Genomic DNA, 25,664 nt, shown 5'->3' with positions numbered 1-25,664 from the left:
CTTACTCCGTGACAAGTATTACCAGCTGGCCTTACGCAGGCCAGGAACTTCACCACGCATGGTTGCTTCACGCAATTTGATTCGGCTTAGACCGAACTTGCGTAGGAAACCATGTGGGCGACCAGTTTGACTACAACGATTGCGCTGACGCGCAGAACTTGAGTCACGTGGTAGGCCTTGCAGCTTAAGAACTGCATCCCAACGATCTTCTTCAGAAGTTGTTGGATTGCTAATGATAGCCTTAAGAGCTAGACGCTTTTCAGCATACTTAGCCACGAGCTTGGCACGTTTTGCTTCACGTGCTTTCATTGAACTTTTTGCCATTTCGCTACCCTTATTTCTTGAATGGGAAGTTAAAGGCGTCTAGTAAAGCACGGCCTTCTTCGTCATTCTTCGCAGTAGTAGTGATAACAATATCCATACCACGGATTTTATCGATTTTATCGTAATCGATTTCCGGGAAGATGATTTGCTCACGTACACCCATCGCGTAGTTACCGCGTCCGTCGAACGACTTAGCGCTCAAACCACGGAAGTCACGGATACGCGGGATTGCGATATCAACTAAACGCTCAAGGAACTCCCACATGCGTTCGCCACGCAGAGTTACCTTACAGCCGATCGGGTAGCCATCACGGATTTTAAAACCAGCAACTGATTTACGAGCAACAGTTACAACTGGCTTTTGACCAGCAATAGCAGTCATGTCACGAAGCGCATGCTCCATAACTTTCTTATCTGCTACAGCTTCGCCAACACCCATATTAAGGGTGATTTTCTCAATCCGAGGGACTTGCATGACACTGGTATAACCGAACTTCTTAGCAAGCTCAGCGATAACAGTCTCTTTATATTTATCATGCAGTTTCGCCATCGTTTACTCCAATTACTTAACGAGTTCACTGTTCGACTTAAAGAAACGGACTTTTTGGCCGTCTTCAAATCGGAAACCAACGCGATCAGCTTTGCCAGTGGCAGAGTTGAAAATCGCTACATTTGATGCTTGTATCGGTGCTTCTTTCTCAACAATACCACCAGTCACACCCATTTGAGGGTTAGGCTTCTGGTGCTTCTTGATAAGATTGATGCCTTCTACAATTAATTTACCAGTTGGCAAAACTCGAGAAACCTTACCGCGTTTACCCTTGTCTTTACCTGCTAGTACAATTACTTCGTCTTCACGACGGATTTTAGCTGCCATTTTGAAGCTCCTTACAGTACTTCTGGTGCCAGTGAAACAATTTTCATAAATTGTTCGGTACGCAATTCACGCGTCACTGGTCCAAAGATACGAGTACCAATCGGTGCAAGGTTTGCATTAAGCAAAACCGCTGCGTTCCGATCGAAGCGAATGACAGAACCGTCTGGACGACGCACGCCTTTCTTAGTACGGACTACCACCGCGTTATACACGTCACCTTTCTTCGCTTTACCGCGAGGAATTGCTTCTTTTACAGAAACTTTGATGACGTCGCCGATACCGGCATAACGACGATGAGAGCCACCCAAGACCTTAATACACTGAACTCTACGAGCGCCACTATTACAGGCGACTTCTAGAGTCGATTGCATTTGGATCATTTTAAGTGCTCCGCTATCGTTACTTCACAAATCCCACAATTGGGGCATATTTTAACCATTTTGGACGACATTATTGACCAAAATGGCGCGCAAGTATAACACCCAAAAATAGGAATAGATAGTACTAAAAATAAAAACGGCTCCAGTTGCAGGAGCCGTTTCGCTAAATACCTAATAAATTAGGCTTTTGTTACTACTTCAACCAGAGTCCAAGACTTAGTCTTAGATAGCGGACGGCATTCGCGAATAGTCACGATATCGCCAGCATTACACTGATTTGTTTCGTCATGTGCATGGATCTTAGTAGTACGCTTGATAAACTTCCCGTATAGAGGATGCTTTACCTTACGTTCAATAGCAACAGTGATAGACTTGTCCATCTTGTCGCTAAGTACTCGACCTTGCAAAGTACGGATTTTATCAGTCATTATGCACCCGCCTTAGAAGTAATAATGGTCTTAACGCGCGCAATATTACGACGCACGATTTTAAGCTGATGAGTCTGAGTCAACTGACCAGTGGCGTGTTGCATACGCAGATTAAACTGCTCACGCAGCAGACCAAGCAGTTCAGCGTTCAATTCTTCAACGCTCTTCTGTGTTAGTTCGCTCGCTTTCATTACATCACCGTCTTAGTTACGAAGGTAGTCTTAATTGGAAGCTTGGCAGCAGCTAAAGTAAACGCTTCACGCGCTAAAGCTTCAGGTACACCATTCATCTCGTAAAGAACCTTACCAGGTTGAATCTGGCAAACCCAGTATTCTACGTTACCCTTACCTTTACCCATACGCACTTCAAGAGGCTTAGAGGTAATTGGCTTGTCAGGGAAAACGCGGATCCAAATTTGACCTTGACGTTTAATGTGACGTGTCATAGCACGACGCGCAGATTCGATTTGACGAGCAGTAAGACGACCACGTCCAACAGCTTTCAGACCGAACTCACCGAAGCTAACTTCAGTGCCGTTCGCAAGACCACGGTTGCGGCCTTTGAACATTTTGCGAAACTTCATTCGTTTTGGTTGCAGCATTGCCAGCTCTCCTATTTACCGCGAGGCTTACGCTTCGGCTGCTGTTTCGGCTCTTCATGCGCAGGAACAACGCCGTCTAGGACTTCACCTTTGAAGACCCAAACTTTAACGCCGATCACACCGTATTGAGTGTGACTTTCTGCAGTAGAATAGTCGATATCAGCACGCAGAGTATGTAGAGGTACACGACCTTCACGATACCACTCCGAACGCGCAATCTCAGCACCGCCTAGACGGCCGCTCACTTCAACTTTGATACCTTTGGCACCAAGACGCATTGCATTTTGTACTGCGCGCTTCATAGCACGACGGAACATAACACGACGCTCTAGTTGTGAAGCGATGCCTTCGGCAACAAGCTTCGCATCTAGCTCAGGCTTACGGATCTCAGCGATGTTGATTTGAGCTGGAATACCAGTCAACTTGGCAACTTCGTTGCGCAACTTTTCAACGTCTTCGCCTTTCTTACCAATCACAACACCTGGACGGGCAGTGTGAATAGTAACGCGAACACTCTTCGCTGGACGCTCGATAACAATCTTAGAAACTGATGCTTGCTTAAGTTTCTTTTCTAGAAACTTACGCACTTCCCAGTCGCTACTCAAGTTATTGGCATAATCTGATTTATCAGCGTACCAAGTCGAGATCCAAGGCTTAGTGATACCCAGACGGATACCATTAGGATGTACTTTCTGTCCCATTGCTAACTCCTAGCGATCTGATACAACCACAGTAATGTGGCTGGTACGCTTGATTATACGATCAGCACGGCCTTTGGCACGTGGCATGATACGCTTCATTGTTGGACCTTCGTCTACAAAGACTTTTCCAACTTTCAGCTCGTCAATGTCAGCACCTTCATTGTGCTCAGCATTAGCGATAGCAGAATCTAGTACTTTTTTAACAAGTACAGCTGCTTTCTTAGGGCTGAAAGTCAAAATTTCGAGAGCCTTAGCAACAGGCAGTCCACGGATTTGATCTGCAACCAAACGACACTTTTGAGGCGACGTACGGGCAAAACGATGTTTAGCTAAAACTTCCATCTTGAGTCTCCCGTATTAACGCTTCTTCGCTTTCTTATCAGCAGCATGGCCGCGATAAGTGCGAGTTGGTGAAAATTCACCAAGCTTGTGGCCGATCATTTCGTCAGTTACGAACACAGGTACGTGCTGACGACCATTATGGACAGCGATGGTCAACCCAATCATGTTAGGGATGATCATAGAGCGGCGAGACCAAGTCTTAATAGGCTTTTTGTCACCCGCTTCCATCGCTTTCTCTACCTTCTTCAGCAAGTGTAGGTCAATGAATGGACCTTTCTTGAGAGAACGTGGCATGGCGAATCCTCTTACTTTTTGTTACGACGACGTACAATGTACTTGTCGGTGCGTTTGTTACTACGGGTCTTATAACCCTTAGTTGGGACACCCCATGGAGAAACCGGATGACGGCCACCAGAAGTACGGCCTTCACCACCACCATGTGGATGGTCTACAGGGTTCATTGCAACACCACGAACTGTTGGGCGTACGCCTCTCCAGCGCTTAGCACCTGCTTTACCTAACTGGCGTAGCATATGCTCGGCATTACCAACTTCACCTAATGTCGCGCGGCAATCTACAGGTACTTTACGCATTTCGCCAGAGCGAAGACGTAGAGTAGCGTAAGCGCCATCACGAGCTACAACTTGTACATAAGTACCTGCTGAACGAGCGATCTGAGCACCTTTACCAGGCTTCATTTCAACTGCGTGTACAACACTACCTACTGGGATGTTGCGTAATGGCAAAGCGTTACCCGCTTTGATTTCTGCATCGATACCAGACTGGATTTTATCTCCAGCTTGCATGCCTTTAGCAGCAAGGATATAACGACGCTCACCATCAGCATACAAAACAAGTGCGATGTTAGCTGTGCGGTTTGGATCATATTCCAAACGCTCAACTTTTGCAGGGATACCATCTTTGTTGCGTTTGAAGTCAACAATACGGTAATGCTGCTTGTGTCCACCACCTACGTGACGAACAGTGATACGACCAGTGTTGTTACGGCCACCACTTTTAGACTTTTTCGCCAACAGGCCAGCAAAAGGTTTACCCTTGTGCAGATCGCTGTTTACCACTTTAACTACGTGGCGACGACCAGCAGAGGTTGGCTTACACTTAATAACTGCCATGATAATTCTCCTTTGCTTACTCAGCGCCGACGAAATCGATATCAGCACCAGCAGCTAAAGTTACATAGGCTTTTTTCCAATCGCTACGACGGCCAGTACGGGCACCGTGACGCTTAGTTTTACCTTTGTTAACCAAAGTGCGAACTGAATCTACTTCAACTTCGAACAACTTAGCTACTGCAGCTTTAACTTCAGCTTTAGTCGCATCGATAGCCACACGGAAAACGACCGTGTTGTTATTTTCAGCGCATACAGTACTCTTTTCAGAGATGTGTGGCGCTAGAATAACTTTTAGCAAACGTTCTTCGCTTATCATCCCAGCATCTCCTCGATTTGCTTAATAGCATCGGCAGTAACTAGTACTTTGTTGAACGCGATTAGGCTTACTGGATCGATACCAGCAACGTCACGAACGTCAACTTTGTATAGGTTGCGTGCAGCTAAGAACAAGTTCTCGTCAATTTCTGGAGTAACAATTAAAACGTCTTCCAGGTTCATTTCAGCCAATTTAGCTTTTAGCTCTTTAGTTTTAGGAGCTTCAACACCAAATGACTCAACGACAACAAGGCGATCTTGACGTACTAATTCAGACAGAATGCTCTTAAGCGCTCCGCGGTACATCTTCTTGTTAACTTTTTGGCTATGATCTTGAGTTTTAGCAGCGAATGTTACGCCACCGCCACGCCAGATTGGGCCTTTAACAGTACCAGCACGTGCACGGCCAGTACCTTTTTGACGCCATGGCTTTTTGCCAGAGCCAGTTACTTCTGCGCGAGTCTTTTGAGCACGAGTGCCCTGACGCGCGTTTGCAGCGTATGCTACAACTACCTGATGAACCAGTGCTTCATTAAAGTCACGGCCGAAGGTAGTTTCGGAAACTTCAAGAGCACTCTGTGCGTCTTTCAATACCAATTCCATTACTATCTCCTCAGACCTAAGCTTTAACGGCAGGCTTGATGATCAGGTCGCCATTAGTAGCGCCTGGAACTGCACCCTTAACCAATAGCAAGTTACGTTCAACATCTACACGTACAACGTCTAGATTTTGAGTAGTAACACGCTCGGCACCCATGTGGCCTGACATTTTCTTACCTTTGAAAACGCGACCAGGTGTTTGGTTTTGACCGATAGAACCGTTAGCTCTATGTGCCAAAGAGTTACCATGTGTTGCATCTTGGGTACGGAAATTCCAACGCTTAATACCGCCTTGGAAACCTTTACCTTTTGATTGACCAGTAACATCAACTTTCGCTACATCAGCGAAGATATCAACATTAAGCTCGGCACCAACTTCAATGCCTTCGCCTTCACCGTCTTCCAGACGAACTTCCCACAAACCACGACCGGCTTCTACGCCCGCCTTAGCAAAGTGACCAGCTTCTGGCTTAGTGATGCGATTAGCTTTTTTGGTACCAGTAGTTACTTGAAGTGCACGGTAACCGTCAGTTTCTAAAGTTTTCACTTGAGCAACACGGTTAGCTGCGATTTCAATTACTGTTACAGGTATTGACGCACCATCTTCAGTGAAGATGCGAGTCATACCTACTTTACGACCGATAAGACCGATAGCCATCTCTCAAACCTCTTCTAAGGATCTCAATTAACCTAAGCTAATTTGAACGTCAACACCTGCCGCAAGATCAAGACGCATAAGTGCATCTACAGTCTTTTCAGTCGGCTCTACGATGTCAACAAGACGCTTATGAGTACGAAGTTCGTACTGATCACGCGCATCTTTATTAACGTGTGGAGAGATCAAAACGGTATAACGCTCTTTGCGCGTTGGAAGTGGAATTGGACCACGTACCTGGGCGCCTGTGCGCTTAGCAGTTTCAACGATTTCCGCAGTAGACTGATCGATCAAACGATGATCAAATCCTTTTAAGCGGATACGGATTCTTTGGTTCTGCATTGACCAGAGCTCCTAAAATGGACACATAAAAAATCACCCTCTAGCTTCTTCCTAATGGAAAAGCAGAGCGAGATGATTTAACCGTTCGACTCCAAATCGGAGTCGCTGTATTATTTTACGTCGGCTTCAAGAGCCGACAATCTTTCGCCTAATGGTTAAGGCGAGGGGGTATTATACTGATCTAATCTTAGAGATCAACCCCACTGAACGAATTAGCATCACTTTGTCTACTAACCGTCTAAGTGGCGAGTATTATACTCATTCAGATCAGAAAAGCTAGTCCTACTATTTAGCAAATTACAGGCAACAAAAAAGGCAGCCTAAGCTGCCTTTTTCAGTGTCTGTTAAGACTCGTCGCGATTAAGCTACGATCTCTGCAACAACACCAGCACCAACTGTACGACCACCTTCACGGATTGCGAAGCGTAAACCTTCGTCCATCGCGATTGGGCAGATTAGCGTTACAGTCATTGCTACGTTGTCACCAGGCATTACCATCTCTACGCCTTCTGGCAATTCGATAGTACCGGTTACGTCAGTTGTACGGAAGTAGAACTGTGGACGGTAGCCTTTGAAGAATGGAGTGTGACGTCCACCTTCTTCTTTAGACAGAACATAGATTTCTGACTTGAAAGTAGTGTGTGGAGTGATTGAACCAGGCTTAGCCAATACTTGACCACGCTCAACTTCGTCACGCTTAGTACCACGTAGTAGTACACCACAGTTCTCACCTGCACGACCTTCGTCAAGCAGCTTACGGAACATTTCAACACCAGTACAAGTAGTCTTAGTCGTATCTTTGATACCAACGATTTCTACTTCGTCACCTACGCGTACGATACCACGCTCAACACGACCAGTTACTACTGTACCACGGCCTGAAATTGAGAATACGTCTTCGATTGGTAGAATGAAGGCACCGTCGATTGCACGCTCTGGCTCTGGGATATAAGTATCTAGAGCGTCAGCTAGTTCAAGAATCTTAGCTTCCCACTCTGGCTCGCCTTCAAGGGCTTTAAGCGCAGAACCTTGGATAACTGGTAGGTCATCACCTGGGAAGTCATATTCAGATAGAAGTTCACGAACTTCCATTTCTACTAGCTCTAGAAGCTCTTCGTCATCAACCATGTCACACTTGTTCATGAATACGATGATGAATGGTACGCCAACCTGACGTGAAAGCAGGATGTGCTCACGAGTTTGTGGCATTGGACCATCTGTAGAAGCTACTACTAGGATAGCGCCGTCCATCTGTGCTGCACCAGTGATCATGTTTTTAACATAATCCGCGTGACCTGGACAGTCTACGTGTGCGTAGTGACGTGTTGGTGTGTCATATTCGATGTGAGAAGTATTAATTGTAATACCACGCTCACGCTCTTCTGGAGCGTTATCGATTTGAGCAAAGTTCTTAACTTCACCACCGTGAGTCTTAGCCAATACAGCTGAGATAGCTGCTGTTAGAGTTGTTTTACCATGGTCAACGTGACCGATGGTACCAACGTTAACATGGGGTTTACTACGTTCAAATTTTTCTTTAGCCACGATATATTCCTTTCTTTTCAGAAAATGCTCAGCGTTGCTGAGCAATAGCATTCAATATGAGTTATAGACTAATCTACGCTTATCCGCGCGCATCTATAACGGATTTAGCAACATTCTGTGGTGCATCAGAGTACTTCAAAAACTCCATAGAGTATGAAGCACGACCTTGAGTCGCACTACGCAAGTCTGTTGCGTAACCAAACATTTCAGATAAAGGTACTACAGCATGAACAAGTTTAACGCCGCCAATGCCGTCGTCCATTCCTTCAATCAAGCCGCGTCGTCTATTTAAATCACCTACTACATCGCCCATATAGTCTTCAGGAGTGGTTACTTCAACCTTCATACAAGGTTCAAGCAACGCAGGGTCTGCTTCGAGAGCGCCCTTCTTGAAGCCCATGGAGCCAGCGACTTTAAACGCCATCTCGTTTGAATCGACATCATGATATGAGCCATCAAACAGAGTGACTTTAACATCCAATACAGGGAAGCCAGCGAGTACGCCATTCTTCATCTGTTCTTGGATACCTTTATCTACTGCAGGTATGTATTCTCTTGGAATAACACCACCAACAATCTCGTTGACAAATTCGTAACCAAAACCTTCTTCTTGAGGTTCTAGCTTTAACCACACATGACCGAATTGACCTCGGCCACCTGATTGGCGTACGAACTTACCTTCAACTTCTACACTAGAGCGAATAGTCTCACGGTACGCTACTTGTGGCTTACCAACATTACACTCGACACTAAATTCGCGACGCATACGGTCGACGATGATGTCTAAGTGTAACTCACCCATGCCTGAAATCAGGGTTTGACCAGATTCTTCGTTGGTTTCAACGCGGAATGATGGATCTTCTGCCGCAAGCTTTTGCAGCGCAATCCCCATTTTATCTTGGTCAGCTTGAGATCTAGGTTCCACAGCGATCGTGATAACGGGCTCAGGAAACTCCATACGTTCGAGAATAACTTTATGGTCAATATCACAGAGCGTGTCACCAGTGGTGACATCTTTTAGACCAATAGCAGCTGCGATGTCTCCAGCGCGAACCTCTTTGATCTCATTACGATCGTTTGCATGCATCTGCACCATACGACCAATGCGCTCACGTTTCTGTTTGACCGAGTTATATACGCCAGAACCTGTTTCCAATACGCCTGAATAAACACGCATAAAGGTCAGTGTTCCAACAAATGGGTCTGTTGCAATCTTAAATGCCAACGCTGAGAAAGGTGCGTTGTCGTCCGCTGGACGCTCAACTTCCTGCTCTTTGTCGTCGATGCCCTTAATAGCAGGAACTTCGACTGGCGATGGTAAATAATCAACAACAGCATCGAGGACCGCTTGCACACCTTTGTTCTTAAACGCAGAACCACAGGTCGCTAAAACGATCTCATTAGCTAGAGTACGTTTACGTAATGCTGCTTTAATCTCTTCTTCTGATAACTCGCCACCTTCTAGGTACTTGTCCATCAGTTCTTCTGAGGCTTCAGCCGCACTCTCAACGAGGAATTCACGCATTGAGCTAGCCTTATCGACTAGATCCGCAGGAATCTCTTCATAAGTGAAAGTCATACCCTGATCAGCTTCATTCCAATTAATGGCCTTCATCTTGATCAGATCGACTACACCGCTAAACTCTTCTTCTGCACCAATATTCATTTGAATCGGCACACAAGTCGCTCCCAGACGGTTACGTATCTGCTTCACGACACGGTCAAAGTCTGCACCTGCGCGGTCCATCTTGTTGACGAACACTAAGCGCGGCACATGATACTTGTCCGCTTGACGCCAGACAGTTTCTGACTGTGGTTCAACACCAGATGAACCACAGAAAACGACAACTGCGCCATCAAGAACACGTAGCGAACGTTCAACTTCAATAGTGAAGTCAACGTGGCCAGGGGTATCGATGATGTTGATACGGTGCTCAGTAAACTGTGCTTCCATACCGCGCCAGAATGTAGTGGTAGCTGCGGATGTGATAGTAATACCACGCTCCTGCTCCTGTTCCATCCAATCCATGGTGGCTGCACCATCATGAACTTCACCGATCTTATGAGACATACCGGTATAGAACAGTACTCGTTCTGTAGTTGTGGTTTTTCCTGCGTCAACGTGAGCACAGATACCGATGTTACGGTAGCGCTCAATTGGAGTTGTACGAGCCACGATTTAAACCCTCTTTACTAAGGTAATCACCTTAGTCATGTAAAACATGGTGCAGGCAAAAGCCTGCACCAAAAGATTACCAGCGGTAATGAGCGAATGCTTTGTTCGCTTCTGCCATACGATGCACGTCTTCGCGCTTCTTAACAGCAGTTCCTTTATTTTCAGAAGCATCTAGCATTTCACCTGCTAGACGTAGAGCCATAGATTTTTCACCACGCTTACGCGCAGCTTCAACTAACCAGCGCATCGCTAGTGCGTTACGACGCACTGGACGAACCTCACATGGTACCTGGTAAGTAGAACCACCAACACGACGAGATTTAACCTCGACAGTTGGACGTACATTGTCCAGGGCTGCTTCAAGGATAGTTAGATGATCTTCGCTTTTCTTTTCAGCGACAACATCTAGTGCCTTGTAGATAATTTTTTCTGCAGTCGACTTTTTGCCGTCCTGCATAATGACGTTGATGAACTTAGCCAACAACTCACTATGAAATTTTGGATCTGGTAGGATTTTACGTTGTCCTACAACGCGACGTCTTGGCATAACAATTTCTCCGTATGCTTCAGGGACCCCAAAACTGGAATCTCAAATAATCTAGCTTGGCCTTACTTAACGGAAAACGTTAAGACTTAGGACGCTTAGCTCCGTACTTAGAACGTCCTTGACGACGCTCACTAACACCAGCACAGTCTAATGCGCCACGAACAGTGTGATAACGAACACCAGGTAAGTCTTTAACACGACCACCACGGATTAGAATCACGCTGTGCTCCTGCAGGTTATGGCCTTCACCGCCGATGTACGAAGTTACTTCGAAACCGTTAGTTAGACGCACACGAGCTACTTTACGTAGTGCAGAGTTAGGTTTTTTTGGTGTGGTTGTGTATACGCGAGTACAAACACCACGTTTTTGTGGACACGCATTCAACGCTGGCACGGCAGTCTTGATGACTTTAGGCGAGCGAGGCTTACGTACCAACTGGTTTACAGTTGCCATGTATAGCTCCGAATCAGTTGATAAACTCAACAGTAAGGTGTGAAAAATCTATATCCCACAGGTGTGGGACGCGAAATTTTAGAAGTGTCTGGTGTTTCTGTCAAGAAATAGCCAACTTTTTACTCAATTAAAGTAAAAAAAGGCACCCAAAGGTGCCTTTTTTACAATCTATTTACGTTTAAGCGCTAATTACTCAGCACTGCCCGCTAGATTTAGTAGATCTGCTAAGTTTTGCTCAGCTTCACTTGCACTAATAGTTGGTGCTTCTTCAGTCTGACCTTTCTTAGCACTAGCTTGGTTGCGTTTCTGGTGATACGCATAACCAGTACCCGCAGGGATCAAACGACCTACGATAACGTTCTCTTTCAGACCACGTAGCTTATCGCTCTTACCGCCAACGGCAGCTTCGGTCAATACGCGTGTAGTTTCCTGGAACGATGCCGCTGAGATAAATGACTCGGTCGCCAAAGACGCTTTAGTGATACCCAATAGTTCACGTTCGAACTTAGCAGGTGCTTTGCCTTGCGCTTCAAGTTCGCGGTTAGCGATCTTAACGCGAGACACTTCCACTTGCTCACCAGGTAAGAAATCACTATCGCCCGCTTCAGTGATCTCACACTTACGCAGCATCTGACGAATAATCACTTCGATATGCTTATCGTTAATTTTTACGCCCTGTAGACGGTAAACGTCTTGGACTTCATTAACAATATAGTTAGCTACCTTGTGAATACCTCGTAGACGTAGAATGTCGTGCGCAGCTTCTGCACCATCAGCAATAACTTCACCACGTTCGACTTTTTCACCTTCGAACACGTTTAGGTTACGCCACTTAGGAATCATCTCTTCGTACGGCTTACCACCATCGTTAGGCGTGATCACGAGACGACGCTTACCTTTGGTTTCTTTACCAAACGAAATAGTACCTGAGTACTCAGCAAGAATTGCTGGTTCTTTTGGCTTACGCGCTTCGAATAAGTCAGCAACCCGTGGCAGACCACCGGTAATATCGCGAGTCTTAGACGATTCTTGTGGAATACGTGCTAAGGCGTCACCAACGTTAATTGGTGCATTATCGTCTTGGTTTACAATCGCCTTACCTGGTAAGAAGTATTGCGCTGGTACTTCAGTACCAGGGATCATCAAGTCGTTGCCATCGGCACCCACTAGACGAATCGCAGGACGCATCTCTTTACCAGCAGAAGGACGTTGACCAACATCTAAGACAACGATTGAAGATAGACCCGTTAGTTCATCTGTTTGACGTGTCATAGTGACACCATCAATCATATCAACGAACTTGATGCTACCCGCAACTTCAGAGATGATTGGGTGAGTATGCGGATCCCAGTTAGCAATGATGTCGCCAGCGTTAACTGTCGCATCTTCTAGTTTCTCTAGGATCGTACCGTAAGGTACCTTGTAACGCTCTTTCTCACGACCAAGCTCATCAATTACTGCAAGCTCAGATGAACGCGATACGATAACCAACTTGCCTTCGCTGTTTTTAACATGCTTAGCGTTGTGCAGTTTAAGGTTACCGGCATTCTTAACTTGGACGTTGTTTTCAGCAGAAGCTCGAGATGCCGCACCACCGATGTGGAACGTACGCATCGTAAGCTGTGTACCTGGCTCACCAATTGACTGAGCGGCAACAACACCGATAGCTTCACCTTGGTTGATAATATGACCACGAGCCAAATCACGACCATAACAGGCAGCACACACACCAAAGTCTGTGTCACAGCTGATAACAGAACGTACAATCACTTCATCGATTGAATGCTCTTCTAAGGTGTCACACCATGCTTCATCAAGCAGGGTGTTACGTGGAGCAAGAACGTCTTCAGTACCTGGGTAGTAAACGTCTTCTGCAACCACACGACCAAGTACGCGCTCACGTAATGGCTCAACAACATCACCACCTTCAATAAGTGGCTTCATTGTTAGACCTTCGTGAGTACCACAATCGTCTTCGATAACAACCAAATCTTGAGCAACGTCAACTAGACGACGAGTCAGGTAACCCGAGTTCGCTGTCTTAAGTGCCGTATCCGCTAGACCCTTACGCGCACCGTGAGTAGAGATAAAGTACTGTAGTACGTTTAGACCTTCACGGAAGTTAGCCGTAATTGGAGTTTCGATGATTGAGCCATCTGGCTTAGCCATCAGACCACGCATACCCGCTAGCTGACGAATCTGTGCAGCACTACCACGAGCGCCCGAGTCGGCCATCATGTAGATGCTGTTGAACGATGCTTGAGTTTCTTCTTCACCATCACGGTTAATCACTGTCTCTGTAGACAGGTTATCCATCATCGCTTTAGAAACTTTTTCGTTCGCACTTGCCCAGATATCGATGACTTTGTTGTAACGCTCACCGGCAGTAACTAGACCCGACTGGAACTGTTCTTGAATCTCAAGTACTTCAGCTTCAGCATCTGCTACAAGCGTGTACTTCTCATCAGGAATAACCATATCGTTGATACCCACAGAGGCACCCGATACTGTCGCGAAGTGGAAACCGGTATACATCAATTGGTCAGCAAAGATAACCGTATCTTTAAGACCTAGTTGACGGTAACAAGTGTTCAATAGCTTAGAGATCTGCTTCTTACCCATGTTTTGGTTAACCAAATCATAAGATAAGCCTTTTGGCAGAATCTGAGATAATAGTGCGCGACCCACAGTAGTATCTACGATACGACGGCCTTCGGTACGTTCGCCATCATCAGCTATTGTTGTCTCTGTAATACGAACCTTTACGCGAGCATGTAGTTCGGCACAACCTGTGCGGTAAGCTTTTTCAACTTCTGCAACAGATTCGAACGCCATACCTTCACCTAAACCGTTAACACGTTCGCGGCTGGTGTAGTAAAGACCCAATACAACGTCCTGTGACGGTGTGATCACCGGCTCACCGTTTGCAGGTGAAAGGATGTTGTTAGTAGACATCATTAGTGAACGTGCTTCTAGCTGCGCTTCAAGCGTTAGCGGCACGTGAACAGCCATTTGGTCACCATCGAAGTCGGCGTTGTATGCCGCACAAACGAGTGGGTGTAGCTGAATCGCTTTACCTTCAATAAGGACAGGTTCGAACGCCTGGATACCCAATCTGTGCAGTGTTGGTGCACGGTTAAGCATCACTGGATGTTCGCGGATCACGTCATCAAGAACGTCCCATACTTCAGGTACTTCGCGTTCAACCATCTTCTTAGCAGCTTTGATAGTGGTAGCTAGGCCACGACCTTCTAACTTACCATAGATGAATGGCTTAAATAGCTCGAGTGCCATCTTCTTAGGAAGACCACACTGGTGTAGACGCAGAGTAGGACCAACGGTAATTACCGAACGACCAGAATAGTCAACACGCTTACCTAGCAAGTTCTGACGGAAACGACCTTGCTTACCTTTGATCATATCGGCCAAAGATTTAAGCGGACGCTTGTTAGAACCCGTAATAGCACGACCACGACGACCATTATCTAGTAGCGCATCGACAGACTCTTGCAACATACGCTTTTCGTTGCGTACGATGATATCTGGAGCAGCTAGATCTAACAGACGCTTTAGACGGTTGTTACGGTTGATCACACGACGATAAAGGTCGTTCAAATCAGACGTAGCGAAACGACCGCCATCTAGTGGAACTAGAGGACGTAGATCAGGTGGCAGAACCGGTAGCACCTTGAGAATCATCCACTCTGGCTTGTTGCCTGAAGTGAAGAAAGCTTCAATGAGCTTAAGACGCTTAGTGATCTTCTTACGACGAGTCTCAGAGTTGATCGATGGCAACTCTTCGCGCATCATCTCAATCTCTTTCTCAAGATCGATAGCACGTAGCAATTCTAGAACTGCTTCAGCACCCATCTTGGCTTCGAACTCATCACCGTACTCTTCGAGTGCGTCGAGGTAGTTTTCTTCAGTCAGCATCTGGCCGCGTTCAAGGCTGGTCATGCCAGGCTCGATCACCACAAATGATTCGAAGTAAAGTACACGTTCGATATCACGCAGAGTCATATCTAGCATCAAACCGATACGGGACGGCAATGATTTCAAGAACCAAATGTGTGCCACTGGGCTTGCTAGATCGATGTGACCCATACGCTCACGACGTACTTTAGTCTGGGTAACTTCTACACCACACTTTTCACAGATCACACCACGGTGCTTAAGACGCTTATACTTACCGCATAAACATTCGTAGTCTTTTACTGGACCAAAAATACGCGCACAGAACAAACCTTCACGTTCAGGTTTGAAAGTACGGTAGTTAATGGTTTCTGGCTTCTTAACTTCACCAAATGACCAAGAGCGGATGAGATCTGGCGACGCTAGGCCGATCTTGATCCCTTCAAATTCTTCAGTCTTGCTTTGCTGTTTCAGAAACTTTAATAAGTCTTTCACGTTTCTCTCCTGAAGGAGTTAAACCGGGTGCTCCGCTCACGCAGAGCACCGTTTATTGCCAAACTTTGGCGTGCCTTAGTCTTACTGTTGATCCAACTCGATATTAATACCGAGTGAACGGATCTCCTTCAGCAATACGTTGAAGGACTCAGGCATACCTGGCTGCATCTGATGGTTACCGTCGACGATGTTCTTATACATCTGAGTACGACCGTTAACATCATCTGACTTAACAGTAAGCATCTCTTGTAGAGTGTAAGCGGCACCGTATGCTTCAAGTGCCCACACTTCCATCTCACCGAAACGCTGACCACCAAACTGAGCTTTACCGCCCAGTGGTTGCTGAGTAACAAGACTGTAAGAACCTGTTGAACGCGCGTGCATCTTATCGTCAACCAAGTGGTTAAGTTTAAGCATGTACATGTAACCAACGGTTACTGGACGTTCGAATTGGTTACCGGTACGACCGTCAAACAAGGTGCGCTGTCCAGAAGTAGGAAGACCAGCTAATTCTAGCATCTCCTTAATTTCTTTCTCTTTTGCACCATCGAATGCTGGAGTCGCAGTCGGAATACCGCCTTTAAGGTTCTTAGCAAGACGAATAACTTCTTCATCAGTAAATGAATCGATATCAACGCGCTGCTGCACGTCTTCACCAAGTTCATAAACTTGCTTGATGTAATTACGAAGCTCTGCAAGCTCACGCTGCTCTTCTAGCATAGCAGTGATCTTGTCACCGATACCTTTCGCTGCAGCGCCTAAATGCACTTCAAGAACCTGACCGATGTTCATACGAGATGGTACACCTAGTGGGTTCAATACGATGTCCACTGGGTTACCATTTTCGTCGTACGGCATATCTTCTACAGGGTTAATCTTAGAGATAACACCCTTGTTACCGTGACGACCCGCCATCTTATCACCAGGCTGGATAGTACGCTTAACCGCAAGGTAAACCTTAACGATCTTAAGTACGCCAGGTGCTAAGTCATCACCTTGGGTGATCTTGCGACGTTTGATCTCGAACTTCTTATCGAAGTCTGCTTTTAGCTCTTCCGCTTGCTCAGCTAACTGTTCTAGTTCAGTTTGCTTAGTTTCATCGTCGATAGTTTGCACTAACAACTGTGAACGTGGAATTGCATCAAGCTGTACTTCAGTGTAGCCAGCACCTAGTAATAGGTTGCGAGCACGGCCAATCACACCATCTTCAAGAATCTTAAATTCTTCAGTTAGGTCTTTCTTAGCCTGAGCGATATGCATCTCTTCGATTTCTACCGCACGCTTATCTTTCTCAACGCCGTCACGGGTAAATACCTGAACGTCGATGATAGTACCTTTAACTGAGTTAGGTACACGTAGTGAGCTATCTTTAACATCTGATGCTTTTTCACCGAAGATAGCACGCAAGAGCTTCTCTTCTGGAGTCAGCTGTGTTTCACCCTTAGGCGTCACTTTGCCCACTAGGATGTCGCCACCCTTAACTTCAGCACCAATATAAACGATACCTGATTCATCTAGCTTAGAAAGCGCAGACTCACCTACGTTTGGAATATCAGCAGTGATCTCTTCGCTACCCAACTTAGTATCACGAGCGATACATGAAAGCTCTTGAATGTGGATAGTGGTGAAACGATCCTCTTGCGCAACGCGCTCAGAGATTAAGATCGAATCCTCGAAGTTATAACCGTTCCAAGGCATGAACGCGATACGCATGTTCTGACCAAGTGCCAAATCACCTAAATCGGTAGATGGGCCATCGGCTAGTACGTCACCACGAACAACTGGGTCACCAACGCTGCAACATGGACGCTGGTTAATACAGGTGTTCTGGTTAGAACGAGTGTATTTGGTCAAGTTGTAGATATCGATACCAGCTTCACCTGGAGTCAATTCTGCTTCGTTTACCTTAACTACAATGCGGCTAGCGTCAACGTAATCAACATAACCACCACGCTTAGCTGCAACAACAACACCTGAGTCAACCGCTAGCGTACGTTCGATACCAGTACCAACAAGCGGCTTATCGGCGCGCAATGTTGGAACCGCTTGACGTTGCATGTTCGCACCCATCAATGCACGGTTAGCATCATCGTGTTCTAGGAATGGGATCAGTGACGCAGCAACTGAGATGATCTGTTGTGGCGATACGTCCATATATTGAACGTCGGCAGCGCGCATAAAGGTAGATTCACCCTTATGACGACAAGCAATCTGCTCTTCAACCATACGGCCATCGGCATCAATCTCGATGTTTGCCTGTGCAATAACGTAACGGCCTTCTTCGATTGCTGACAAGTAATCAACCTGATCAGTAATCACACCATCAACTACCTTACGGTAAGGTGTTTCAAGGAAACCATAAGAGTTAGTACGCGCAAAGCTTGCTAACGAGTTAATTAGACCAATGTTTGGACCTTCAGGGGTCTCAATTGGACATAGACGACCGTAGTGAGTTGGGTGAACGTCTCGAACTTCGAAACCTGCACGCTCACGAGTCAAACCACCAGGACCAAGAGCCGAAATACGGCGCTTATGAGTCACTTCTGATAGTGGGTTGTTTTGGTCCATGAACTGAGACAGCTGTGAAGAACCGAAGAACTCTTTCACTGCAGCAGAAATAGGCTTAGCGTTGATCAGATCTTGAGGCATAAGTTCATTAAGATCACCAAGGCTTAAACGCTCACGTACGGCACGTTCTACACGAACTAGACCAACACGGAACTGGTTTTCAGCCATTTCGCCAACACTACGGATACGACGGTTACCCAAGTGATCGATATCATCGACTTCATCATTACCGTTACGGATCTTGATGATGTTTTGCATTACTGCAACGATATCTTCTTTGGTAAGAATGCCTGTACCTTCATCGTCATCAATGCTTAGACGACGGTTGAACTTCATACGACCTACTTTAGATAGATCATAACGCTCTTCACTGAAGAACAAGTTCTGGAATAATGCTTCTGCAGCATCTTTGGTTGGTGGCTCGCCAGGACGCATCATACGATAGATCTCAACTAACGCTTCTAGACGGTTAGTTGTAGAATCGATACGCAATGTGTCAGAGATGTATGCACCGTGATCAAGCTCGTTGATAAACAGTGTATCGATCTCTTTGATGCCGGCCATTGAAAGCTTAGCAAGATCTTCTAGGCTGATCTCTGCGTTAGCAGAAACCAATACTTCGCCCGTATCTGGGTCAATATAATCTTGTGCCGCGATCTTACCAGAGATGTACTCAACTGGTACTTCAAGCTCTGTAGTATTAGTCTTTTCAAGTTGACGAATATGACGCGCAGTAATGCGACGTCCTTTCTCAACTAAGATAGTACCTTCAGCATCTTTAATATCGTAGCTTGCTGTTTCACCGCGTAGGCGATCAGCAACTAGACCCATTACCAAAGTATCTTTCTTAATCTTGTATTGAACACGTTCAAAGAACAGATCAAGAATATCTTGGGTAGAGTAATCTAGCGCACGTAGGATGATAGAAGCCGCAAGTTTACGACGACGGTCAATACGTACGAATAGTGCATCTTTAGGGTCGAATTCAAAATCCAACCAAGAACCACGGTAAGGAATAATACGTGCGTTATAAAGCACCTTACCAGAAGAGTGGGTCTTACCACGGTCGTGGTCGAAGAACACACCAGGGCTACGATGTAGCTGTGAAACGATAACACGCTCAGTACCATTGATAACAAAGGTACCGTTATCAGTCATAAGAGGGATATCCCCCATATAGACTTCTTGTTCTTTAATATCTTTTACTGTGCCAGGCGCAGCTTCACGGTCATACAGAACCATACGTAACTTAACACGTAGTGGCGCAGAGTACGTAACACCGCGAATTTGACACTCTTTCACATCAAAAACTGGCTCGCCTAGCTTATAGCTGACATATTGCAGCTCTGAATTGCCAGAAAAGCTCTTGATGGGAAAAACGCTACGGAAAGCGGCTTCTAAACCACGCTCGCCTGTAGGATCTTGATCGGTGAACTTCTTAAAGGAGTCCAACTGGATTGACAATAGGTAAGGGATATCCAAAACTTGTGGACGCTTACCAAAGTCTTTGCGAATACGCTTCTTTTCAGAATAGGAGTAAACCATGGGTTTCCTCTGATTGCGAGATGTGACCAAGACTGAAACAACACTCAATGGTTGAAACAGCACGTTTGCCCATCACCGTTGATAGCAAGAACCTAACCAGTAATCTCTGCTAGGAACTGCAAAATCTGGCGACAAACGGTGAATAAAAAATCGCCTACGCTTACAGCGCAAAAAAGGCCGACGGTTAAAAAACCGCCAGCCTCCGCCCGATCACTCGGGAGGTTGTAAGTTATATTATAACTTACTTGATCTCAACAGCAGCACCAGCCGCTTCAAGTTCAGTCTTAAGAGCTTCAGCTTCTTCTTTAGAGATAGCTTCTTTAACTGCTACTGGAGCAGATTCAGCCATACCTTTAGCTTCTTTCAGGCCTAGACCTGTAGCGCCACGAAGTGCTTTAATTACTGCAACTTTGTTGTCGCCATGAGAAGTAAGAATTACGTCGAATTCTGTTTTCTCTTCAGCAGCAGCAGCTTCGCCACCACCAGAAACAACAGCAGCAGCGGCAGAAACGCCAAACTTCTCTTCCATTGCTTCGATTAGTTCAACAACTTCCATTACAGACATTGCTGCAAGGGCTTCTAAGATTTGGTCTTTAGTGATAGACATAACAAAAAATTCCTAATTGTACTGAATTCAATTTAATTAAGCAGCTTGTAAAATTAAGCAGCTTCTTTCTGATCGCGTAGAGCGGCCAATGTACGAACGAACTTGCCAGCAGATGCTTCTTTTAGAGTCATCATGAACTGAGCTAGTGCTTCTTCGTATGTTGGTAGTTTTGCTAAACGATCAATGTTATCTGCAGGGATTAATTCCCCTTCAAAGGCTGCTGCTTTGATCTCAAAGTTACCTTGTACTTTAGCGAAGTCTTTAAGAAGACGCGCTGCTGCACCTGGATGCTCATTAGAGAATGCGATCAAAGTAGGACCTGTAAACGTATCGCTTAGGCACTCAAAAGCAGTACCTTCAACAGCGCGTTTAACTAGAGTGTTACGTACAACTTTAACGTACACACCAGCTTCACGAGCGGCTTTACGAAGACCGGTCATATCACCTACAGTTACACCGCGTGAATCGGCTACAACTGCAGATAAAGCACCTTTGGCAGCTTCGTTGACTTCAGCAACAATCGCTTTTTTGTCTTCGAGTCTTAATGCCATTGGCTTTACTCCTGGATTCTATCTAGGGAATTCCCTAGCAATTACCAAACTAAATCAATTGACTTAGTTACTTACGGCGCGAATATCCAGGCAGAATAGAATCTAACTGGGGTCCGACACCGTCTACGTAGGAAATTAAGTTATCGTTATACGCTAACACCTACGGTCTTGGACGAGGGTCTATCGAGTAACGCAACAAAGCGATAAAAAATAGACCTCAACCCACAAAGTGCGCGCATTATAGACTAATACGCCCACCTTGTAAAATCATGCTAAGAAATTAAGCAGCTGGAGTCAGGGTACCCTGATCAACCGCAACACCTGCACCCATAGTGGTAGAGATGCTAACTTTCTTAACGAAAACGCCTTTAGCAGCAGCTGGCTTAGCTTTGATAAGCGCGCCAAGAAGAGCTTCTAGGTTTTCTTTTAATTGAACAGTATCGAAGTCCACTTTACCGATAGTAGTGTGGATAATACCATTCTTGTCATTGCGATAACGCACTTGACCAGCTTTAGCGTTCTTAACTGCTTCTGCAACGTTTGGAGTCACAGTACCAGTTTTAGGGTTAGGCATTAGACCACGTGGGCCTAAGATTTGACCTAACTGACCAACAACGCGCATTGCATCTGGAGATGCGATAACTACGTCGAAGTTCATTTCGCCAGCTTTAACTTGTGCAGCAAGGTCATCCATACCAACAAGTTCAGCACCTGCTTCTTTAGCAGCGTCAGCGTTAGCGCCTTGAGTGAACACAGCAACACGTACGTCACGACCTGTACCGTGTGGTAGTACAGTAGCACCACGCACGTTTTGGTCAGATTTACGTGGGTCAACACCTAGGTTAACCGCTACGTCTACACTCTCAACGAACTTAGCAGTAGCTAGTTCTTTAAGTAGTGCAACAGCTTCGTTGATGTCGTAGCTCTTAGTTACTTCTACTTTTTCGCGGATCAAACGCGCGCGTTTAGTTAGCTTTGCCATTATATTAATCCTCTACTACCAAACCCATTGAACGCGCAGTACCTTCAATTGAGCGAGTCATCGCTTCAATATCAGCACCAGTCATATCAGCGGCTTTAGTCTCAGCGATTTCCTGGACAGCGCTACGCTTGATAGTCCCCACTTTTTGAGTGTTAGGACGGCCTGAACCAGACTTAAGACCTGCTGCTTTAAGCAGTAGGAATGAAGCAGGTGGCGTCTTAGTTTCAAAAGTGAAAGAGCGATCAGTGTAAACAGTGATAACGACAGGAATTGGCATACCTTTCTCGAACTTTTCAGTACGAGCATTGAATGCTTTACAGAATTCCATGATGTTAACACCTTTCTGACCCAATGCTGGACCAACTGGTGGCGACGGATTTGCAGCACCGGCTGCTACTTGTAGTTTGATGTAACCATCAACTTTCTTTGCCATGAGACATTTTCCTCAAGTATGGGTACAAACGCTAGCGACGACATGTCGGTTAGCTCCCCGAAAATAATGGGTGCGGATTATACAAAAATCCGCACCCATTTCCAATAATTTTTGTGCTTTATTTAATCAGCTTTTTTCAATCTGACCAAAATCAAGTTCTACAGGCGTCGAACGACCGAAAATCATCACCGACACTTTAACGCGGTTCTTCTCGTAATCGACTTCTTCAACAGTACCATTGAAGTCTGCGAAAGGACCGTCGGTAACACGTACAACTTCACCAGGCTCAAACATAACGCGATGAGTTGGAGACTCAGTGGTCTCTTGAAGGCGTTGCAAAATTGCGTCAGCTTCTTTATCAGAAATAGGCGCAGGGCGATCTGAAGTACCGCCAATGAAGCCCATCACACGCGGGATGCTTTTCACTAAATGCCAGCTTTCGTCATTCATTTCCATCTGAACTAATACATAGCCAGGGAAAAATTTGCGTTCGCTCTTGCGACGCTGACCAGCGCGCATTTCGACCACTTCTTCAGTCGGTACTAAAACCTCACCGAAGTAGTGCTCCATTTCGTGCATTTTGATGTGTTCAAGCAATGATTTGCACACACGACCTTCATAACCAGAAAAGGCCTGAACCACATACCATCTTTTTTTTGCTTCAGTCATACGAAATGCCTATACGCCTGTAATAAAATTAACAATTCTCAGCAATACTGCATCCATACCCCAAAGGATCAATGCCAGTATACCTGTTGCCGCTAGAACGATGAATGTCGTATTTAGGGCTTCTTGACGCGTAGGCCAAACCACTTTACGAACTTCAATGTGAGATTCGCGAGCAAAAGTCAGCGCTTCCTTGCCCTTCACGGTTTGAAGAGCAATAAAGCCGGCTACTGCGAATGCCACTACGACACCGATAGCACGAACCAATACGCTAGCTTCGCTATACATTTGATTAGCAATAATGGCAGCCGCCAGTAGAATCACTACTAGGCCCCATTTTACGATATCCAGAGAGTTACCCTGGTTTTCTGTATTTGTTGTCATCGGTTAATTCCGTTACTCACTACGACCTGAGCTTAAGTCTGGCCAGTCTATAAATTCTTTATTAAGCAAAGATTGATTTGACCGCCCACATTATGCCCGAAAATAAATTAATCTCGGAGCAAAAAAGTCAGCCCAGAGGGTCAAAAATCGGCCATAGATTGTATTCTTATTCGTTACGATTGGCAAGGCGACTCAGTCACTGTTACCAACAAAAATCTATCACCGAAAACAAAAAAGGCAGCCTAAGCTGCCTTTTTCAGTGTCTGTTAAGACTCGTCGCGATTAAGCTACGATCTCTGCAACAACACCAGCACCAACTGTACGACCACCTTCACGGATTGCGAAGCGTAAACCTTCGTCCATCGCGATTGGGCAGATTAGCGTTACAGTCATTGCTACGTTGTCACCAGGCATTACCATCTCTACGCCTTCTGGCAATTCGATAGTACCGGTTACGTCAGTTGTACGGAAGTAGAACTGTGGACGGTAGCCTTTGAAGAATGGAGTGTGACGTCCACCTTCTTCTTTAGACAGAACATAGATTTCTGACTTGAAAGTAGTGTGTGGAGTGATTGAACCAGGCTTAGCCAATACTTGACCACGCTCAACTTCATCACGCTTAGTACCACGTAGTAGTACACCACAGTTCTCACCTGCACGACCTTCGTCAAGCAGCTTACGGAACATTTCAACACCAGTACAAGTAGTCTTAGTCGTATCTTTGATACCAACGATTTCTACTTCGTCACCTACGCGTACGATACCACGCTCAACACGACCAGTTACTACTGTACCACGGCCTGAAATTGAGAATACGTCTTCGATTGGTAGAATGAAGGCACCGTCGATTGCACGCTCTGGCTCTGGGATATAAGTATCTAGAGCGTCAGCTAGTTCAAGAATCTTAGCTTCCCACTCTGGTTCGCCTTCAAGGGCTTTAAGCGCAGAACCTTGGATAACTGGTAGGTCATCACCTGGGAAGTCATATTCAGATAGAAGTTCACGAACTTCCATTTCTACTAGTTCTAGAAGCTCTTCGTCATCAACCATGTCACACTTGTTCATGAATACGATGATGAATGGTACGCCAACCTGACGTGAAAGCAGGATGTGCTCACGAGTTTGTGGCATTGGACCATCTGTAGAAGCTACTACTAGGATAGCGCCGTCCATCTGTGCAGCACCAGTGATCATGTTCTTAACATAATCCGCGTGACCTGGACAGTCTACGTGTGCGTAGTGACGTGTTGGTGTGTCATATTCGATGTGAGAAGTATTAATTGTAATACCACGCTCACGCTCTTCTGGAGCGTTATCGATTTGAGCAAAGTTCTTAACTTCACCACCGTGAGTCTTAGCCAATACAGCTGAGATAGCTGCTGTTAGAGTTGTTTTACCATGGTCAACGTGACCGATGGTGCCCACGTTTACGTGAGGTTTGCTACGTTCAAATTTTTCTTTAGCCATGGTATTGCCCCAATTAAGAGATACTTGGTGATGAAATCTACATACAACAAAAAATCCGATGCCTGTAATGTCATCGAATCGATTTAGTTAAGATATTTAGGGAGCTTAGTAGGAAGGCCGAAGGCAGTCTATCGAGAACTGACCCCGGAGGGGATTGCTCTTAGATATGGGCACAATCAGCGAAAATTGGAGCGGATGGCGGGAATCGAACCCGCGTTATCAGCTTGGAAGGCTGGAGTAATACCATTATACGACATCCGCGCAACCTAACTAAGGTTACCTAACTACCTAGAAAAATGGTGGAGGGAGAAGGATTCGAACCTTCGAAGGCTGAGCCGTCAGATTTACAGTCTGATCCCTTTGGCCACTCGGGAACCCCTCCAGAGAAATGGTGCCGGCACCAAGAGTCGAACTCGGGACCTACTGATTACAAGTCAGTTGCTCTACCAACTGAGCTATGCCGGCGTGTCATTTCGGTAGCGGATATTAGGTAATCATGAGCACAAGTGCAATAGCTAATTCTAAAAATCTTTAAAAAAAATGGTTAAACGGTGTTTTTTCGGTCAAACAAGACTGTATCCGTATACTATTCAGTCAAAAATCGCAGATTGATTCATCCTCATGGTGCTAAAGG

At 45.7% G+C, this 25,664-nt stretch carries 28 protein-coding genes and 3 tRNA genes; all 31 read right to left on the bottom strand.

The window, feature by feature from the left end:
- Window positions 1-18: 18 nt before the first annotated feature.
- Window positions 19-324, bottom strand: a complete 306-nt coding sequence (gene rpsN, locus K0I73_RS00810) for a 30S ribosomal protein S14 (RefSeq protein ID WP_220062690.1) — start codon at window positions 322-324, stop codon at window positions 19-21.
- 10 nt (window positions 325-334) lie between these two features.
- Complete coding sequence (gene rplE, locus K0I73_RS00805; RefSeq protein ID WP_220062689.1) at window positions 335-874, bottom strand: 50S ribosomal protein L5; 540 nt, start codon at window positions 872-874, stop codon at window positions 335-337.
- 12 nt (window positions 875-886) lie between these two features.
- Window positions 887-1,201, bottom strand: a complete 315-nt coding sequence (gene rplX, locus K0I73_RS00800) for a 50S ribosomal protein L24 (protein WP_110456979.1) — start codon at window positions 1,199-1,201, stop codon at window positions 887-889.
- 11 nt (window positions 1,202-1,212) lie between these two features.
- A complete protein-coding gene (gene rplN / locus K0I73_RS00795; protein WP_011863976.1) occupies window positions 1,213-1,581 on the bottom strand; it encodes a 50S ribosomal protein L14 in 369 nt (122 codons plus the stop codon).
- A gap of 179 nt (window positions 1,582-1,760) precedes the next feature.
- The gene (gene rpsQ / locus K0I73_RS00790) at window positions 1,761-2,009 is read right to left on the bottom strand and encodes a 30S ribosomal protein S17 (protein ID WP_220062688.1); all 249 of its coding nucleotides are present in this window, start codon (window positions 2,007-2,009) and stop codon (window positions 1,761-1,763) included.
- Complete coding sequence (rpmC, locus tag K0I73_RS00785; protein WP_011863974.1) at window positions 2,009-2,200, bottom strand: 50S ribosomal protein L29; 192 nt, start codon at window positions 2,198-2,200, stop codon at window positions 2,009-2,011. Before rpmC ends, rpsQ begins: the two co-directional genes overlap by 1 nt.
- On the bottom strand, window positions 2,200-2,610 hold the full coding sequence (gene rplP, locus K0I73_RS00780) for a 50S ribosomal protein L16 (RefSeq protein ID WP_028764677.1): 411 nt from the start codon (window positions 2,608-2,610) through the stop codon (window positions 2,200-2,202). The genes rpmC and rplP overlap by 1 nt, the downstream gene beginning before the upstream one ends.
- Window positions 2,611-2,621: 11 nt before the next feature.
- Window positions 2,622-3,311 carry a 30S ribosomal protein S3 gene (gene rpsC / locus K0I73_RS00775; protein WP_110456982.1) on the bottom strand — a complete coding sequence of 230 codons (690 nt, stop codon included), beginning with the start codon at window positions 3,309-3,311 and terminating at the stop codon, window positions 2,622-2,624.
- A gap of 9 nt (window positions 3,312-3,320) precedes the next feature.
- Window positions 3,321-3,653, bottom strand: a complete 333-nt coding sequence (gene rplV / locus K0I73_RS00770) for a 50S ribosomal protein L22 (protein WP_011863971.1) — start codon at window positions 3,651-3,653, stop codon at window positions 3,321-3,323.
- 15 nt (window positions 3,654-3,668) lie between these two features.
- The gene (rpsS, locus tag K0I73_RS00765) at window positions 3,669-3,947 is read right to left on the bottom strand and encodes a 30S ribosomal protein S19 (protein WP_006083596.1); all 279 of its coding nucleotides are present in this window, start codon (window positions 3,945-3,947) and stop codon (window positions 3,669-3,671) included.
- A gap of 11 nt (window positions 3,948-3,958) precedes the next feature.
- A complete protein-coding gene (gene rplB, locus K0I73_RS00760; protein WP_028764679.1) occupies window positions 3,959-4,786 on the bottom strand; it encodes a 50S ribosomal protein L2 in 828 nt (275 codons plus the stop codon).
- A 16-nt stretch (window positions 4,787-4,802) separates the two neighbouring features.
- Window positions 4,803-5,102 (bottom strand): 50S ribosomal protein L23, encoded by a 300-nt coding sequence (gene rplW / locus K0I73_RS00755; RefSeq protein WP_011863968.1) that lies wholly within the window; start codon window positions 5,100-5,102, stop codon window positions 4,803-4,805.
- The gene (rplD, locus tag K0I73_RS00750) at window positions 5,099-5,704 is read right to left on the bottom strand and encodes a 50S ribosomal protein L4 (RefSeq protein ID WP_220062687.1); all 606 of its coding nucleotides are present in this window, start codon (window positions 5,702-5,704) and stop codon (window positions 5,099-5,101) included. Before rplD ends, rplW begins: the two co-directional genes overlap by 4 nt.
- A gap of 16 nt (window positions 5,705-5,720) precedes the next feature.
- The gene (gene rplC / locus K0I73_RS00745) at window positions 5,721-6,359 is read right to left on the bottom strand and encodes a 50S ribosomal protein L3 (RefSeq protein WP_220062686.1); all 639 of its coding nucleotides are present in this window, start codon (window positions 6,357-6,359) and stop codon (window positions 5,721-5,723) included.
- Window positions 6,360-6,386: 27 nt separating this feature from the next.
- The gene (gene rpsJ / locus K0I73_RS00740) at window positions 6,387-6,698 is read right to left on the bottom strand and encodes a 30S ribosomal protein S10 (RefSeq protein WP_011070616.1); all 312 of its coding nucleotides are present in this window, start codon (window positions 6,696-6,698) and stop codon (window positions 6,387-6,389) included.
- 360 nt (window positions 6,699-7,058) lie between these two features.
- Window positions 7,059-8,243: an elongation factor Tu gene (tuf, locus tag K0I73_RS00735; protein ID WP_220062677.1), complete on the bottom strand. Its 1,185-nt coding sequence runs from the start codon at window positions 8,241-8,243 to the stop codon at window positions 7,059-7,061.
- Between the two features lie 79 nt (window positions 8,244-8,322).
- The gene (fusA, locus tag K0I73_RS00730) at window positions 8,323-10,419 is read right to left on the bottom strand and encodes an elongation factor G (protein ID WP_220062685.1); all 2,097 of its coding nucleotides are present in this window, start codon (window positions 10,417-10,419) and stop codon (window positions 8,323-8,325) included.
- 76 nt (window positions 10,420-10,495) lie between these two features.
- Entirely contained in the window at window positions 10,496-10,966 is a 471-nt protein-coding gene (gene rpsG / locus K0I73_RS00725) for a 30S ribosomal protein S7 (protein ID WP_220062684.1), read from the bottom strand.
- 79 nt (window positions 10,967-11,045) lie between these two features.
- Entirely contained in the window at window positions 11,046-11,420 is a 375-nt protein-coding gene (gene rpsL, locus K0I73_RS00720) for a 30S ribosomal protein S12 (RefSeq protein ID WP_069670836.1), read from the bottom strand.
- Between the two features lie 189 nt (window positions 11,421-11,609).
- Window positions 11,610-15,827, bottom strand: coding sequence for a DNA-directed RNA polymerase subunit beta' (gene rpoC, locus K0I73_RS00715; RefSeq protein WP_220062683.1), 4,218 nt, complete (start codon window positions 15,825-15,827; stop codon window positions 11,610-11,612).
- An 81-nt stretch (window positions 15,828-15,908) separates the two neighbouring features.
- Complete coding sequence (rpoB, locus tag K0I73_RS00710) at window positions 15,909-19,940, bottom strand: DNA-directed RNA polymerase subunit beta (protein WP_220062682.1); 4,032 nt, start codon at window positions 19,938-19,940, stop codon at window positions 15,909-15,911.
- Window positions 19,941-20,181: 241 nt separating this feature from the next.
- Window positions 20,182-20,547 carry a 50S ribosomal protein L7/L12 gene (gene rplL, locus K0I73_RS00705; protein ID WP_028767981.1) on the bottom strand — a complete coding sequence of 122 codons (366 nt, stop codon included), beginning with the start codon at window positions 20,545-20,547 and terminating at the stop codon, window positions 20,182-20,184.
- A gap of 53 nt (window positions 20,548-20,600) precedes the next feature.
- On the bottom strand, window positions 20,601-21,098 hold the full coding sequence (rplJ, locus tag K0I73_RS00700) for a 50S ribosomal protein L10 (RefSeq protein WP_110456993.1): 498 nt from the start codon (window positions 21,096-21,098) through the stop codon (window positions 20,601-20,603).
- A 280-nt stretch (window positions 21,099-21,378) separates the two neighbouring features.
- The gene (rplA, locus tag K0I73_RS00695; RefSeq protein WP_220062681.1) at window positions 21,379-22,080 is read right to left on the bottom strand and encodes a 50S ribosomal protein L1; all 702 of its coding nucleotides are present in this window, start codon (window positions 22,078-22,080) and stop codon (window positions 21,379-21,381) included.
- Between the two features lie 4 nt (window positions 22,081-22,084).
- Window positions 22,085-22,513 carry a 50S ribosomal protein L11 gene (rplK, locus tag K0I73_RS00690; RefSeq protein ID WP_220062680.1) on the bottom strand — a complete coding sequence of 143 codons (429 nt, stop codon included), beginning with the start codon at window positions 22,511-22,513 and terminating at the stop codon, window positions 22,085-22,087.
- Between the two features lie 126 nt (window positions 22,514-22,639).
- Window positions 22,640-23,182 carry a transcription termination/antitermination protein NusG gene (gene nusG, locus K0I73_RS00685; RefSeq protein WP_220062679.1) on the bottom strand — a complete coding sequence of 181 codons (543 nt, stop codon included), beginning with the start codon at window positions 23,180-23,182 and terminating at the stop codon, window positions 22,640-22,642.
- 9 nt (window positions 23,183-23,191) lie between these two features.
- On the bottom strand, window positions 23,192-23,563 hold the full coding sequence (secE, locus tag K0I73_RS00680) for a preprotein translocase subunit SecE (protein ID WP_220062678.1): 372 nt from the start codon (window positions 23,561-23,563) through the stop codon (window positions 23,192-23,194).
- A gap of 282 nt (window positions 23,564-23,845) precedes the next feature.
- Window positions 23,846-25,030 (bottom strand): elongation factor Tu, encoded by a 1,185-nt coding sequence (tuf, locus tag K0I73_RS00675; RefSeq protein WP_220062677.1) that lies wholly within the window; start codon window positions 25,028-25,030, stop codon window positions 23,846-23,848.
- A 187-nt stretch (window positions 25,031-25,217) separates the two neighbouring features.
- Window positions 25,218-25,291, bottom strand: a tRNA-Gly gene (locus K0I73_RS00670).
- A 36-nt stretch (window positions 25,292-25,327) separates the two neighbouring features.
- Window positions 25,328-25,412: transfer RNA gene (locus K0I73_RS00665), tRNA-Tyr, on the bottom strand.
- A gap of 7 nt (window positions 25,413-25,419) precedes the next feature.
- Window positions 25,420-25,495, bottom strand: a tRNA-Thr gene (locus K0I73_RS00660).
- Window positions 25,496-25,664: the final 169 nt, after the last annotated feature.

This window comes from Shewanella mesophila (assembly GCF_019457515.1).
GTDB lineage: Bacteria > Pseudomonadota > Gammaproteobacteria > Enterobacterales > Shewanellaceae > Shewanella > Shewanella mesophila.
This window is presented reverse-complemented; position numbering and strand designations above follow the sequence as displayed.